Raw genomic sequence first — 13,442 nt, 5'->3', positions numbered from 1 at the left:
CGTCTCACGCGGCCATCCGGCGAGCATAGCGCGCCAGACCGAGATCGTCCGACTGGATATCGGGCCGCTTGCCGTCGATCAGGTCCGCGAGAAGCTTTCCCGACCCGCAGGCCATGGTCCAGCCCAGCGTGCCATGGCCTGTGTTGAGATAGAGATTGCTGTACTCCGTCGCGCCGATCACCGGCGTGCCGTCGGGGGTCATCGGGCGAAGGCCGGTCCAGTAGCTGGCCTGCGACTGATCGCCGGCGCCGCCGAACAGGTCTTCCACGGAATAGACCAAGGTCGCCTTGCGCGATGGCGGCAGGTCGCGGTTGAAGCCGGCGATCTCCGCCATGCCGCCGACGCGGATGCGGTCGCCGAGACGGGTGATGGCGATCTTGTAGGTCTCGTCCATGACGGTGGAGACGGGGGCGCGGCTCTCATCGACGATCGGAACCGTGATCGAATAGCCCTTGACCGGATAGACCGGCACCCGCAGGCCTAGCGGCTTCAGCAATTGCGGCGTGAAGCTGCCCATGGCGGCGACGAAGCGATCGGCGGTGATTTCGCCGGCGCTGGTCCTGACGGCGACGATGCGCTTGCCCTCGGTGCGGATGCCGAGGATGTCGACGCCATACCGGAAGGTGACGCCCAGCGCTTCGGCCCGCTTGGCCAGTTCGTTGGTGAACTTGAAGCAATCGCCCGTCTCGTCATGGGGAAGCTGCAGCCCGCCGACGATCTTCTCGCGCACATGGGCGAGGCCGGGCTCGGCCGCGATGCAGCCGGCCGGGTCGAGCACCGAGAACGGCACGCCGTCGCTCTTCAGCACGGCAACGTCCTTGCCGATGCCGTCGAGCTGTTTTTGCGTCCGGAACAATTGCAGCGTGCCCTTGGCGCGGCCGTCATATTCGATGCCGGTTTCCTCGCGCAGAGCGATCAGGCAATCGCGGGAATATTCCGCCAGCCGGACCATGCGGCTTTTGTTGACGGCGTAGCGGGCCGAGGTGCAGTTGCCGAGCATCGCGATCACCCAGCGCCAGGTGTCGGCATCCAGCATCGGCTGGATGATCAAGGGGGCATATTTCATGAACACCCACTTCATCGCCTTCTGCGGGATGCCGGGGGCGGCCCAGGGCGAGGAATAGCCGGGTGAGATCTCGCCGGCATTGGCGAAGCTGGTCTCCAGCGCCGGGCCCGGCTGCCGGTCGATGACCGTCACCTCGTGTCCTGCCTTGGCCAGATAGTAGGCGGAGGTCACACCGATGACGCCGGCCCCGAGAATGGTGATCTTCATGACTTCCCCTGTCCGCCTTCGCGGCTTGACGGATATGCGTAGTGCCGATGGTAGCGCTGACCGAGACGGGTCAGGATTTCGTAGGAAATGGTGTCGGCGTCGGCCGCGATCCTTTCCAGCGTCTGGTTGGGTCCGATCAGTTCGACCAGCGTCCCGGGCGCGAGGGCGCCTTCGGCAAGCGCCGTGATATCGACCATGAGGCTGTCCATCGAGATCCGGCCGATAATCGGCAATCGCGTTCCTTCGAACCATGCCGCGCCACGATTGCCCAGCGAGCGTGGCAGGCCGTCCGCATAGCCGGCGGCGAGCGTGGCGATGCGGGTTTCGCGCGGGGTGACATAGGCGCCGCCATAGCCCACTGCCGTGCCGGCCGGAACGGTGCGGGTCTGAATGACGCGCACGTCGAGCCGGACGACCGGGCGCATCGGGTTCACCTTGGCCACGGTCGGGGCGGCGCCATAGAGCGCCACGCCCGGACGGGCGAGATCGCCGCGATAATCCGGGCCCAGAAACACGCCGCCGGAATTGGCGAAGGAGACGGGAATGTCGGGGAAGAGCGTGCTGGCGGTCCGCATCCCGGCAAGCTGGCTCGGGCTCGCGGCGTGGTGGGGCTGATCGGCGCAGGCGAGATGGCTCATGATCAGGGTCAGGCGGATGCCGGCCAGCCCGGCCGGGTCCGCCGCCAGCGCCTGCAGCTCCGGCAGGGAGAGGCCGAGCCGGGCCATGCCCGTATCGACCTGAAGCGCCGCCTCCAGCTCGATGCGACGTGCCAGGGCCAGCGCTGACCAGGCCTTTGCTTGATCGAGCGAATTCAGCACGGGGATAGCGCCGAGGTCGGAGCAGGCACCTTCGCTTCCCGGCATCAGCCCGTTCAGGACGTAAAGCCTGGCGTCGGCGGGGAGGAAAGGCTTCAGCCGTATAGCCTCGATGAAATGGGCCACGAAGAAGTCGCGGCAGCCGGCCGAATGCAGCACCGGCACGACCTCAGCCGCGCCCAGCCCGTAGGCATCGGCCTTGACGACGGCCGCGACCGGCGTCGGCGCCGACGTCCGGCACAGCCTGCGATAGTTTTCGACCAGCGCGGCGAGGTCGATGGTCAGCCGCCCGCAGGCAGCCGTCTCATCCACGCCGCTCGCCATTGTCAGCCTCACGGTCTCGTTCATCGCTTCCCACCCTTCGCCTCAGACCAGCATATTGCTTCATCCTGCGAACTTCCGATCGAAGAGTGCATCTTTGTGCGATAGAAGGGGCTATGAAGATCGCTTCTGCGAAGGATTGAAAGAAATCGCATGTCGGGTCTCGACGCCATCGACCGCAACATCATCCGGCTGCTGCGCCTCAATGCCCGCATCAGCAATGCCAAGCTCGCGGAGGCCGTGGGGCTGTCGCCCTCCGCCTGTCTGAGGCGGGTCAACATATTGGAGCAGACGGGCATCATCCGGGGCTATACGGCGCTGGTCGGGACGGGCGCCGAAGAGGGGATTGCCGTCATCGTGCAGATCACGCTCGACCGGCAGACGGAGGAATATCTGAACCGCTTCGAGGCGGCGGTGCGGAAATATCCGGAGATCCGCGAGTGCTTCCTGATGACCGGCGGTTCCGACTATTTCCTGCGCGTCGAGGTGGACGGCGCCGCGAATTTCGAACGGGTGCACAAGGAGATCCTGTCCGCCCTGCCGGGAGTTGCCCGCATTCACTCGAGCTTCGCCATCCGCAACGTGCTGTCGTCGCGCCGGCCGGTATGACGTGCCCATATGGCGGCCGGGATGACGCACCGATTCCCGGTGGTCCGCCCCCCGCGAGCGGCGCGGTCAGCCGTCGCCAAAAAAAAGTGACCCGCCCGGTGAGGGGCGGGTCGATCGCGAGGATCGATTGAGAGGGGCTCGATCCAAGGGCGCCGCTAACGCTGGCCGCCCTTGTGCGACGGGTTGGGATTCTTGTGCTGGGATCCGTGCGAACCCTGCTGCGGGCCCTTCTCCGAGGCTTGGCTCTGCTGGCGCTGTCCGGACGGCTCTGCGCCCTTCTTGCCCATTTCGGAGGCTCGTTTCGGGTCGTTCGCAGAATTGCCAGATCCGGTGCGCTGATCTTTATTGGGCATCTCACTCACTCCGCTTGACCCCGTCCGGCTAAAAAACTGCGCAGCGGGGCAATCGTTCCGAACTTTGCCGCATAACGTTACGTCGCAGCGCGGAATCACCGGATTCTGGCCTGTTCGTGTTGACAAGCCATAGCCGCGCTGCCTATGGTCCGGCCGAATTTTCGAGCGGGCGCCCTGGCGCTCGTGTCGTTCCCAGAACCCTTTCGCGAGCGTCGCGCCATGAAGATCAAGAACTCGCTCAAGTCCCTTCTCGGGCGTCACCGCGCCAACCGGCTCGTGCGCCGGAAGGGCCGTGTATTCATCATCAATAAGGTCAATCCGCGCTACAAGGCCCGCCAGGGCTAATTGGCGGGCGCGCCACGGCGTGCCATCCGGATTAGATTTTGACGATGCCCGCATGACGGCTTAAATTGCCATCATGCGGGCATTTGTCATTTCTCTCGTCGCGTTGACCGCGCTTTCGTCTGTGGCCTTTGCCGCGCCGCCGGGTGCTGCCGATTCGGCGGACAAGAGCGGCGGCCTGGCGAGCCAGAGCATTGACCAGCTCTTCACGTCGCTCGCCATGCCTGGTGATGAAGCGGCGGGGGCTGCCGTCGAGGCGGAACTGCAGCGGCGCTGGCGCGATTCCGGCAGCGATACGGTGGATCTGCTGATGCAGTGGGCGACCGAGGCGATCGCCACCAAGAACTTCCCCCGTGCCTTCGATTATCTGGATGCCGTCACCACCCTGCGGCCCGATTATATCGAGGGCTGGAACCGGCGTGCGACGCTGTTCTTCCTGCAGGACGAATACGGCAAGGCGCTCTCGGACCTGGAAAAGGTGCTGGCGCTCGAGCCCCGCCATTTTGGCGCCCTGGCGGGCCTTGGCATGATCCTGAACGAGATCGACCGCAAGAAGGAAGCGCTCATCGCCCTTCAGAAGGCGATCGCCATCGATCCCTATCTCGACGACCAGGTCCGCGACGCCATCAAGAAGCTCGAGCCCGAGATCGACGGTCGCGAGATCTAGCCGCCGGCGCTCTCTCCGAACGATTTCGACAGTTCCGGCTCGCCTGAGCTTTCGCACATAGAAAAAGCCGGCCTCCGCGAGGAGGCCGGCTTTTATGTCTGCGGTCAAGCCGGATAGGAAAGGGCAGGGCCCTAGTAGGGCGGACCCGGTATGGGCCTGCCCAGCCCGGAGAGCCGCCTAGCGGCGACCCTCTTCCGCACCGGTGCCGACATAGGCGATGCGCAGCATGTTGGTGGCGCCCGGCGTGCGGAGCGGCACGCCGGCCGTGATGATGATCCGGTCGCCGGGCTTCGCGAATTCCTCGCGGTTCGCGATGAAGCAGGCGCGGTTCACCATGTCGTCGAGATTGTAGGCATCGTCGCTGACGACGCAGTGCAGGCCCCAGACGACCGAGAGGCGCCGGGCCGTCGAGACGATCGGCGACAGGGCGATGATCGGGGTCTGCGGCCGCTCGCGGGCGGCGCGCAGGCCGGTCGAGCCCGAGGCCGTGTAGCAGCAGATGGCGGCGAGGTTCAGGGTCTCGGCGATCTGGCGCGCGGCGGCCGAGATTGCGTCGGCGCCGGTCGCCTCCGGCTCGGTGCGCTGGGCGTGCATGATGTTCTTGTGGTTCGAATCGAGCTCCACCTGGGTGGCGATCCGGTCCATCGTCGCGACGGCATCGATCGGGAACGCGCCGGCGGCGGATTCGGCCGACAGCATGACGGCGTCGGCGCCTTCATAGACGGCGGTGGCGACGTCGGAGACTTCGGCGCGGGTCGGGACGGGCGCCGTGATCATCGATTCCAGCATCTGCGTGGCGACGACGACCGGCTTGCCGGCGCGGCGGCAGGCGCGGGTAATCTGCTTCTGGATGCCCGGAACCTGCTCCAGCGGCATCTCGACGCCGAGATCGCCGCGCGCCACCATCAGCGCATCGGAGATCTCGATGATCTCGGCCAGACGCTGCACGGCTTGCGGTTTCTCGATCTTCGACATGATGCCGGCGCGGCCGGCGGCGATCTTGCGCACTTCGGCGACGTCATCGGGACGCTGCACGAAGGAAAGCGCGATCCAGTCGACATTGGCCTGAAGGGCGGCGTCGAGGTCGGCGCGGTCCTTCTCGGTCAGCGCGCCCGTCTTGATCGTCGAATCCGGGACGCTGACGCCCTTGCGGTCGGAGAGCTTGGTGCCGACTTCGACGGTCGTGAGCGCGCTGGTGCCATTGGTCGAGATGACGCGCAGGCGAACCTTGCCGTCGTCGATCAGCAGGCGGTGGCCGGGTTCGAGCACTTCGAGGATTTCGGGATGCGGCAAGAACACGCGACCCTGCGTGCCGGGGGTCGGATCGCTGTCGAGCGTGAAGTTCTGGCCGACCGAGATGTCGATCGACTTGTCCGCAAAGGCGCCAAGGCGCAGCTTCGGACCCTGGAGGTCGGCGAGGATGCCGATCGGGCGACCGACATCCGCCTCAACGGCGCGAATGATGCGAACGAGGTCGTTCAGCTTCTCATGCGTCGTGTGGCTCATGTTGATGCGGAACACATCGGCGCCGGCCCGGAACAGGGCCTCGATCATCTTCTTGTCGGAAGAAGCCGGACCCAGGGTCGCGAGAATCTTGACCTTACGCGACCGTCTCATTTGCGTTGCGCTCCTTGCTGTGCAGGTTCGTTGAGCTGGATCGTCCAGCTGGTTTGTTCGCCGGTATCGACTTCGAAGAAGCCGGAACGGTTAAATCCACGCGGCACGCAATCTTCGGTGCCTTCAATGGTAAACATTTTGTCTTTCGTGCACATCACGTATTTGCCGCTCCACTCGCCACCGTGGTCGTAGTCGACCGCATAGACGTAATAGTAGCGTGACACGAGCGTGCCGCTGACAAGCGTCTCGCAGCTGTTGACCGGGACGTTCCACCAGCCTTCGGTCGTCCAGACTTTCTTGTCCTTATAGCCGATGGCGACGCCGACACGACTGGGCGTCTTGTTGCAGAGGCGCAGATCGGCGGAGGCCGGCGCCGATTGCAGGAACAGCGCTCCCAAAGCGACAATGAAGGCGAGAAGGGCCGAGCGCGGCCAATGTCGAAGCTCGTATGATCGCATCGATGAGGTCGCGAACCGGTTGAGGCAGGAGGCTGCTTTATGGCGCTGCTGCTTTCCAGCTGTCAACCTTGGGATAGGCGAAGCGGCGGGCTCCAGAACCCGCGTCTGCCGCGGGCTTGCCGCTGATTTCAGTCCGATGAATCGCATTTCTCTGATAATCAAAATAAACGCGGCTGCATGATGGCTAAAACCTCTTTCGTCAACCGCCGCGGGGCGGTCGGGCAATGAAGATGCCGGCGAGGATGAGGGCGCCGCCAATCGCCTGGGGCATCGAGACGGCCTCGCCGAGAAACAGCCAGCCGGCCAATGCCGCCGCGACCGCTTCCAGGAAGATTACCAGCGCTGAAAAAGCGGCAGGCAGATGGCCGAGCGCGAAAGCAAGCATGCCCTGGCCGCCGGCATGGCTGATGAAAGCAAGGCCCGCGAGCGACGCGGCGCTCTCGATCGAATCGGGCAGCATGCGCGGCTCCGTCGCCAGCGCCACCGCGAGCAGCAGGATGCTGGTGACGAGGGTCGACAGGAAGGTGATCTTCCCGGCCGAGGATCGGCGGCGCGCCACCCGGACCGCCAGGAAATAGCAGCCGAAGAAGAAGGAGGTGATGACGCCGTAGAGGTCGCCGTCGAGATGATCGGGGCGGATCCGCCAGTTCAGGCCGATCAGGAAGCTGGCGCCGAGCAGGCAGAGCGCGAGGCCGGCCAGCACCCCTCGACCGACCCTCTCTCCGATCAGGACGCCGGAGCCCAGCACGACCCAGACCGGCGCCATGGTGGCGAGGAAGGTGGCGTTGGCGACGCTCGTTTTCAGGATCGCCAGGTGCCAGAACAGCAGGTCGCCGGCAAACAGCCCTCCGGCCAGCAGGATCGCGCCATCGATTCGCCAGACCGAGTTCAGCGGCGCGCCGGACCGGCGTGCCTCGAACAGCGCCCAGGCGAAGAGCAGCGGCAGGGCCCCTCCAACGCGCCAGAAGGCGCTGGCGAAGGGGCCGACATCCGTCAGCCGGACGAACACCGGCGAGATGCCCATCGCCATCGCGCCCAGGATGAGGGCTGGAATCGCGAAGGCGGTAACGGAGGCGGGCGTTGGGGTGGTTGGCGAAGCGGAGGAGGACAAGGCGATCTCGCGGGAAGGGCAGCACATTCCTATGGCAGCCGCCGGGCCGGGTCACTATGATTTAACCATGTGCGATGCCTTAAATCCGACGCCGGCTGGCGAAGCCGCGCCCGCCGATGCCGCTTTCGAGATCGTTCCAGGCGACGGGCGGGCGGGGTTGGTCCTGCTTTGCGACCACGCTTCCAGCCATGTGCCGGAAGACTACGACTCGCTCGGCCTGCCGCCTTCCGAATTCGAGCGCCATATCGCCTATGACATCGGGGCCGAGGCGCTGACGCGGGCGCTGGCCGCGCGCTTTGGCGTGCCGGCCGTGCTGTCGCATTTCTCGCGCCTGCTGATCGATCCCAATCGCGGCCTCGACGACCCGACCCTGATCATGCGGCTCTCGGACGGCGCCGTGATCCCGCGCAATGCGCGGATCGACGGGGAGGAGCGCGAGCGTCGGATCGCGCGCTTCTACCAGCCCTATGACGATGCGGTGAAGCGGACGATCGAGGCCGGCATGGCCACCGGGCGGATCCCGATGATCCTGTCGATCCACAGCTTCACCCCTCTCTGGAAGGGGCGGCCCCGTCCCTGGCATGCGGGGATCCTGTGGGATGCCGACCCTCGGCTGGCCCGGCCGCTGATCGAGGGGCTCGCCCGCGATCCCGCCATCGTCGTTGGCGACAACGAACCCTATCATGGCGCTCTGAAGGGCGACACGCTCTACCGTCACGCGACCCGTCGCGGGCTTGCGCATGCGCTGGTCGAGATCCGCCAGGACCTGATCGCCGATCCCGCCGGCGTCGCGGAATGGGCGGATCGGCTGGCCGGCGTGCTCTCCGACCTCAAGATTGGCGAAGCGCCTCACGAGGTCGAATTCTACGGCTCGCTCGCCGACCCGCGATAGCGGCGCCCGGCAAGCCCCGGAAACGGCGCTTCCGTCCCATCCATCCTCGAAGGCAGGCTGTCATGACCTCATTGGACCCGCAAATGACCATCGAACTGGAGGCGGCGGCATTCCGCAGCCTGGTCGAGCATCTGCGTACGCGCAGCGACGTGCAGAACATCGATCTGATGAACCTCGCCGGCTTTTGCCGCAACTGCCTGTCGAACTGGTATCGCGAAGCGGCCGAGGCGAAGGGCATCGCGCTTTCGAAGGAGCAGTCGCGCGAGATCGTCTACGGCATGCCCTATGCGGACTGGCAGAAGCTCAACCAGCGCGAGGCGACGGCGGAACAGCAGGCGGCCTTCGCCGCCAATCGCCCGGACCATTGACGCACCGGCACGTCCTTTGTGGACTTGACCCCTTCGGCTAAGTCGGGCACTCACGCTCGCCTGTCGCCAATCTTTTTTGAGGTTCCCCACCATGGCTGAAGACGAAGTCCAGGGCGTCGCCGCCGCCCAGCTCAGATCCATTGTCGAGCGGATCGAGCGACTCGAGGAAGAGAAGAAGGCGATCGCCGACGACATCAAGGATGTCTATGGCGAGGCGAAGGCCAATGGTTACGACACCAAGGCGCTGCGCAAGATCGTGGCGCTGCGCAAGCAGGACGCCAATGAGCGCGAAGAGCAAGAGGCCATCCTCGAACTCTACAAGAACGCGCTCGGCATGGTCTGATCCAGCCATTCCGTCAGACGGGGTCGATCGGAGCATTGCTCCGATCGTGCGCCGCCGGTGGGCATCCCGACGGGGCTACTTGCCCTTGTTCTCGGCCGGCAGATGCTGGCCATAGGCCCGTTCGCGCTCGTCGCGCGTCCGCACCAGGTCTTCGTAGGCTTGGCGGGCCTCCGCCGACAGCGATACCCGCTTAACCGGGGCCGCTTTCTTGCGCGGGGCTTTCTTGAAGCGATCGTTTGTTTCGGTCATGGCGCGCGCTTCCTCTCAGGCTGATCAACAGCCTATATCAGCCCCTTGCGGCAGCCGACAGGTCCCGTCCGCTGTTTTGAAGCGCGCCTCCCGAAGAGCCCAGCGTCGGCCTGCATTCCGAGGCATCGATTCCTGCCGATCGATTTCGTGCCGACCGGCAGTCCGTGGCCGCGGCGTTCGGCTATCTGCCGCCTGACCCGTCCCCGTGCGCTCCAGGGCATCGTAAAAGATCCAGCCAACAAAAAAGCGCCGCAGCAATCGCCACGGCGCTTCAATTTCTTAAATCTTGCCTGTGGTCAGCGCTTCAGGAAGGCGGTCCGACCGATCGTCTCCAGCTGCGCGAACTCCTGCGTGCCGAGGTGATGCACCAGCGGGCCGGCGAAGCGGTCCGTCCGGAGGCCTTCATAAGCGATGCGCCCGAAGCCGAGGCGGATGGAGCGCTCCGGTGCCGTGAACAGTTCGGGCATCAGGAAGGGCGTCGGCATCTGCAGGTTGGCGTAGGGCTTCTGACGGGTCGAGCCGGTGCGGGTGACCAGTTCGATCGTCGCCGCCTCATAGGCAACCGGCGTCAGGCGAGCCAGCGGATCGTTGGCAACAACCGGCGCCGCAGCCTGCAGTCCCGAGGCATTGCCCCGCGACGCGAGCTTGGCTGCGCCGGCAGCCGAGGCCTTGGCAACGGACTTGGCGGCGTGGCCGGCGACGATCGCGCCAGTCGCGGCGTCGATATGCGGCGCAGCAGTCTCGTCGAAGGTCAACGGTGCGGCATAGGCCATCATCGCGTCGCTGGACGGCTTGCCCTTGCCGACGGCCTCGGCGATGGCCTCCGCCGCGGTGCCGGACTTGCGCAGACCCGCGACCTGGGCGTTGGCCCTGGCGGAGCTGGTAGCCTCCAGCGCCGCGAGCGTATCGGTGATGCCGCTGCCATAGCTCGGCGTCGGCTGCACAGGCGATGCCTGAGGCAGCGGGGCGACGCTGGCGAGGACCATGACGGGACGGGCGACCGGAGAACGGCGCGGCGCCGGCGGGAAGGCGCCATCGGCTTCCGTATCGGCGACGGCGACCACGACGGCTTCCGGCTCGCGGTTCGGAGCGGGACGCGGCAGCGGCGCGGACGCCGTTGCAAACGGAACGGTCTCGGCTTCCGGCTCGGCGGGTTTGGCGACGGCGGCGACCTGAACGGCGTCGGCGTCGGCCTCCATGACAGCCGGAGCCTTGCCCGGCTTCGCGGCCGGGGCAGCGGGGATATCGTCCTCGTCGGCGGAATCATTGCCGGTCAGGCGGCTGAACCAGGACTTGCCCTTGCTCGGCGAGGCGCTGGCCATCATGACGGAACCGCCGCCGGCCTTGCGGGCCTTGTAGGCAGCGAGCGCCTGCTCATAACCGGGAAGCGGCCGGCCGTCGGAGGGCACATGCAGCGTCTTGCCGTTCGGGAAGATCCGCACGAGCTGTTCGCGCGTCATCTTCGGCCAATGGCGGACGCTGCCCGTGTCCATATGGACGAAGGGCGAGCCGGAGGTCGGGTAGAAGCCGACGCCGCCAACCTGCATCCTCAGGCCGATGGCCCGGAGCTTGGCCAGCGGAACGTCCGGCATGTAGAAATCCATCGCCTTGCCGAGCATGTGCTGGCTCTGCTTGGCGACGCCGCGGGAGCGCGAACGCAGCATGCCGTTGGTGGCGGGCGAGCGATAGCCGCAGATGACGGTGATCGGCACGCGCGACCCGGCCTGCTGGTACACTTCCCAGATCAGGTCGAAGAGCTGCGGATCCATCTTGGTCGGCTCGTTCTTGCGCCAGTCGCGCAGGAACACATTGAGCTGCTTCAGCCCGGCCGGGTCGTATCGGCCGTTGCGCTTGAAGACGATGGTGGCCGTCTCTTGTGTGTGGGCGTTGTGCAGCTTCAGCGCACGGTCGCCCGCGGCGGCATCTGCATCATCGATGGGCGCCGTGACGACCATTGAGCCGGCAACGACGGTGGTTGCGAGGAGCCCGCGAAGAGCCGTGCTGCAACGCTGCAGCAGACTACGGTCTCGCTCGAACGGATCGGTTTGCTTAATCAATGTGCTTCTGCGTCCTTGCCCGGAATGGGCCCCCGTAAAGGGCAGAATGCTTGAAGAGAGTTAACCAGCATTTACCGTAATCGACCTTTCTTGGACCCCGTTTCCGGGGTTCACCTGCCGATCACGGCATTGTCATTTCGCAACAGTCGGCGGCAATCGTGGCATTTGATGGGCAAAAAGAAAACCGCGCGGAACATCGTCCTGCGCGGTTTCGCACATTTCATCGCCCGATAGGGGCGGCGGGCGCCTTGCAACCCGAGGCCCCGGGCCGGTTTCAGCCCTGCAGGCCGAGCGCTTTTTCGACTCTGGCGTTGAAGCCGTAAATGTCGGGACGGGTCTGGACATCGCCATTATCGTCGACGAAAGCCGTGAAATAGGTCAGGTGGATCGGGATCCGATTCGGCAGATTGATCCATTTTTCCTTGCCGCCGACCATCTTGCGCAGGCGCTGCTGCGACCATCCGCCCTGATGGGCCAGGAGCACGTCGGCGAATTCCAGCGGGTCCTGGACGCGGACACAGCCATGGCTGAGCGCGCGATCGTCGCGTTTGAAGAAGCTCTTCGATGGGGTGTCGTGCAGGTAGACGGCATGCTCGTTGGGGAACAGGAATTTGACGTTGCCCAAGGCGTTGTCATCGCCCGGCGGCTGCCGGATCATGATCTGGCGCGCGTTGACATTGCTCCAGTCGACCATCTGCGGATCGACCGGGCGGAACTTGCCATCGACATTCGCCAGCACCTGGTAACCCTTGCGCGACATGTAGCTCGGGTCGCGCCGAACCGCCGGCAGCATTTCCTTCATGGTGATCGAAGCCGGAACGTTCCAGCTCGGATTGACGACGATCGATTCCATCGCGTCGGAGAAGACCGGGGTCTGGTTGGTGATCTTGCCGACCACCGAGCGGGTGGTGTGGATGACCTTGCCGTTCTCGACCACGCGAACATTGTATTCGGGGATGTTCGCGATGATGTGGAAAGCGCCGAGATCGCGCGGCATCCAGCGCCAGCGCTCCATATTGGCGATGATCTCGGCGGTGTTCGACTTGCCGGTGCCGTTGATGAAGGCGACCGTGGCGTTGCCGGCGATGCCGTCCGCCTTCAGCCCCTTGTCGGCCTGGAAGCTCTTCACCGCCTGCGCCAGCGTCTCGTCATAGACCTCGGGCGCCTCGCTCGGCGCCGGCAGGTCGAAGCGGGCGCGCAGCAGCGGCACGCGCGGATCGGAGAGGCCGACCTTCATCGACTTACCGCTGGGCAGCGGCGCATGGACCGTCGGGGTCTCGACGCTGCGGGCGGTGGCGAGCGCCTGCTTCAGGCGCAGATATCCCTCATGCTGCGGATTGTAGGCTGCGATCGCCCCCGCGCCATCGCTGGCGGTCGAGACGGTGGTCAGCACCTCGATGGGATCGGGCAGCAGCGGCTTCAGCGTGATCAGCTTGCTGATCGAGGATGGATCGAGCCGCCCCGCATAGGCCTGACGCGCATAGGTGAGAACCGCCTTGCTGAGCAGCAGGTCGACCGAGGCGGCGATATCCGGGCCGGCCGGCGTGCTGGAGCCAAGGGTCGCCGGGGGCAGCGTGTAGGCGGCGGGGTCGAGCCCGTCTTCGGCGGCAGCAGCGATCCGGTCCATGATCCGGCGTGCCTGCGCCGTGTAGACGCCCTCAACCATCCAGACAGGCTGATAGTCACGCTCGGCATAGAACTCGACCATGGCGGCGCGGTCGCGCTTGTCGTTGAACGAGAGCTTTCCCTGCGGCGTGGCGAGCAAGCTCTTCAGGGCGCGCGCCGCCGGATCGTTGGCGACATCGGCCAGGGCCAGGCTGGCGGCGCTGCCGGCTCGCTCGCGGAAGGTCTTGCCTTCCGGCAGGTAGGCATGGGCCGAGCCGACCGACAACCCGATCAGCGCCGCGCCTGCCAGGAGTGCCTTCGTCGCCTTGAACATCATCTCGCTCGAACCCTTCATGACTTCC

At 65.6% G+C, this 13,442-nt stretch carries 14 protein-coding genes; 6 read left to right on the top strand and 8 right to left on the bottom strand.

Annotation, left to right across the window (positions count from 1 at the left end):
• Window positions 1-4 precede the first annotated feature (4 nt).
• Window positions 5-1,273 carry a D-amino acid dehydrogenase gene (locus tag OSH10_RS03920; RefSeq protein ID WP_266330234.1) on the bottom strand — a complete coding sequence of 423 codons (1,269 nt, stop codon included), beginning with the start codon at window positions 1,271-1,273 and terminating at the stop codon, window positions 5-7.
• A complete protein-coding gene (gene alr / locus OSH10_RS03915) occupies window positions 1,270-2,436 on the bottom strand; it encodes an alanine racemase (RefSeq protein WP_266330232.1) in 1,167 nt (388 codons plus the stop codon). Before alr ends, OSH10_RS03920 begins: the two co-directional genes overlap by 4 nt.
• A gap of 126 nt (window positions 2,437-2,562) precedes the next feature.
• Here alr and OSH10_RS03910 point away from each other — a divergent pair, with 126 nt between their 5' ends.
• The 3 genes from OSH10_RS03910 (at window position 2,563) to OSH10_RS03900 (ending at window position 4,380) form a co-directional block, all read left to right on the top strand.
• Window positions 2,563-3,018 carry an Lrp/AsnC family transcriptional regulator gene (locus OSH10_RS03910; protein ID WP_266330231.1) on the top strand — a complete coding sequence of 152 codons (456 nt, stop codon included), beginning with the start codon at window positions 2,563-2,565 and terminating at the stop codon, window positions 3,016-3,018.
• A 572-nt stretch (window positions 3,019-3,590) separates the two neighbouring features.
• Complete coding sequence (gene ykgO, locus OSH10_RS03905; RefSeq protein WP_018181353.1) at window positions 3,591-3,716, top strand: type B 50S ribosomal protein L36; 126 nt, start codon at window positions 3,591-3,593, stop codon at window positions 3,714-3,716.
• A 73-nt stretch (window positions 3,717-3,789) separates the two neighbouring features.
• Entirely contained in the window at window positions 3,790-4,380 is a 591-nt protein-coding gene (locus OSH10_RS03900) for a tetratricopeptide repeat protein (RefSeq protein ID WP_266330229.1), read from the top strand.
• A 177-nt stretch (window positions 4,381-4,557) separates the two neighbouring features.
• On the opposite strand, the gene pyk is transcribed toward OSH10_RS03900, so the two are convergent.
• Genes pyk through OSH10_RS03885 form a run of 3 tightly spaced genes read right to left on the bottom strand, consistent with a single transcriptional unit; the run spans window position 4,558 to window position 7,566 of the window.
• Window positions 4,558-5,997 (bottom strand): pyruvate kinase, encoded by a 1,440-nt coding sequence (gene pyk, locus OSH10_RS03895; protein ID WP_266330228.1) that lies wholly within the window; start codon window positions 5,995-5,997, stop codon window positions 4,558-4,560.
• A complete protein-coding gene (locus tag OSH10_RS03890; protein WP_323181545.1) occupies window positions 5,994-6,680 on the bottom strand; it encodes a DUF1036 domain-containing protein in 687 nt (228 codons plus the stop codon). The genes pyk and OSH10_RS03890 overlap by 4 nt, the downstream gene beginning before the upstream one ends.
• Entirely contained in the window at window positions 6,655-7,566 is a 912-nt protein-coding gene (locus tag OSH10_RS03885; RefSeq protein ID WP_266330227.1) for a DMT family transporter, read from the bottom strand. The genes OSH10_RS03890 and OSH10_RS03885 overlap by 26 nt, the downstream gene beginning before the upstream one ends.
• 67 nt (window positions 7,567-7,633) lie before the next feature.
• Between OSH10_RS03885 and OSH10_RS03880 the strand changes: the two genes are divergently transcribed.
• The 3 genes from OSH10_RS03880 to OSH10_RS03870 all read left to right on the top strand — a co-directional run bounded on the left by OSH10_RS03880 (window position 7,634) and on the right by OSH10_RS03870 (window position 9,169).
• Complete coding sequence (locus tag OSH10_RS03880) at window positions 7,634-8,458, top strand: N-formylglutamate amidohydrolase (RefSeq protein WP_266330226.1); 825 nt, start codon at window positions 7,634-7,636, stop codon at window positions 8,456-8,458.
• A gap of 62 nt (window positions 8,459-8,520) precedes the next feature.
• Window positions 8,521-8,826, top strand: coding sequence for a DUF1244 domain-containing protein (locus OSH10_RS03875; protein WP_266330225.1), 306 nt, complete (start codon window positions 8,521-8,523; stop codon window positions 8,824-8,826).
• 91 nt (window positions 8,827-8,917) lie between these two features.
• The gene (locus OSH10_RS03870; RefSeq protein WP_266330224.1) at window positions 8,918-9,169 is read left to right on the top strand and encodes a DUF2312 domain-containing protein; all 252 of its coding nucleotides are present in this window, start codon (window positions 8,918-8,920) and stop codon (window positions 9,167-9,169) included.
• Window positions 9,170-9,244: 75 nt separating this feature from the next.
• On the opposite strand, the gene OSH10_RS03865 is transcribed toward OSH10_RS03870, so the two are convergent.
• From OSH10_RS03865 to OSH10_RS03855, 3 genes are all read right to left on the bottom strand, one after another.
• Window positions 9,245-9,418 carry a hypothetical protein gene (locus tag OSH10_RS03865; RefSeq protein WP_266330223.1) on the bottom strand — a complete coding sequence of 58 codons (174 nt, stop codon included), beginning with the start codon at window positions 9,416-9,418 and terminating at the stop codon, window positions 9,245-9,247.
• Window positions 9,419-9,714: 296 nt separating this feature from the next.
• Window positions 9,715-11,475 carry a DUF882 domain-containing protein gene (locus tag OSH10_RS03860; protein WP_407660654.1) on the bottom strand — a complete coding sequence of 587 codons (1,761 nt, stop codon included), beginning with the start codon at window positions 11,473-11,475 and terminating at the stop codon, window positions 9,715-9,717.
• Window positions 11,476-11,749: 274 nt separating this feature from the next.
• Window positions 11,750-13,435 carry a L,D-transpeptidase family protein gene (locus OSH10_RS03855; protein ID WP_266330222.1) on the bottom strand — a complete coding sequence of 562 codons (1,686 nt, stop codon included), beginning with the start codon at window positions 13,433-13,435 and terminating at the stop codon, window positions 11,750-11,752.
• Between the last annotated feature and the right edge of the window lie 7 nt (window positions 13,436-13,442).

The organism is Kaistia defluvii (genome assembly GCF_026343955.1).
GTDB classification, from domain to species: Bacteria; Pseudomonadota; Alphaproteobacteria; order Rhizobiales; family Kaistiaceae; genus Kaistia; species Kaistia defluvii.
This window is presented reverse-complemented; position numbering and strand designations above follow the sequence as displayed.

Coding starts and splice junctions, on each gene's coding strand:
- OSH10_RS03920 (WP_266330234.1), bottom strand. CDS start 1,273: ATGAAGATCACCATTCTCGGGGCCGGCGTCATCGGTGTGACCTCCGCC.
- alr (WP_266330232.1), bottom strand. CDS start 2,436: ATGAACGAGACCGTGAGGCTGACAATGGCGAGCGGCGTGGATGAGACG.
- OSH10_RS03910 (WP_266330231.1), top strand. CDS start 2,563: ATGTCGGGTCTCGACGCCATCGACCGCAACATCATCCGGCTGCTGCGC.
- ykgO (WP_018181353.1), top strand. CDS start 3,591: ATGAAGATCAAGAACTCGCTCAAGTCCCTTCTCGGGCGTCACCGCGCC.
- OSH10_RS03900 (WP_266330229.1), top strand. CDS start 3,790: ATGCGGGCATTTGTCATTTCTCTCGTCGCGTTGACCGCGCTTTCGTCT.
- pyk (WP_266330228.1), bottom strand. CDS start 5,997: ATGAGACGGTCGCGTAAGGTCAAGATTCTCGCGACCCTGGGTCCGGCT.
- OSH10_RS03880 (WP_266330226.1), top strand. CDS start 7,634: ATGTGCGATGCCTTAAATCCGACGCCGGCTGGCGAAGCCGCGCCCGCC.
- OSH10_RS03875 (WP_266330225.1), top strand. CDS start 8,521: ATGACCTCATTGGACCCGCAAATGACCATCGAACTGGAGGCGGCGGCA.
- OSH10_RS03870 (WP_266330224.1), top strand. CDS start 8,918: ATGGCTGAAGACGAAGTCCAGGGCGTCGCCGCCGCCCAGCTCAGATCC.
- OSH10_RS03865 (WP_266330223.1), bottom strand. CDS start 9,418: ATGACCGAAACAAACGATCGCTTCAAGAAAGCCCCGCGCAAGAAAGCG.
- OSH10_RS03855 (WP_266330222.1), bottom strand. CDS start 13,435: ATGAAGGGTTCGAGCGAGATGATGTTCAAGGCGACGAAGGCACTCCTG.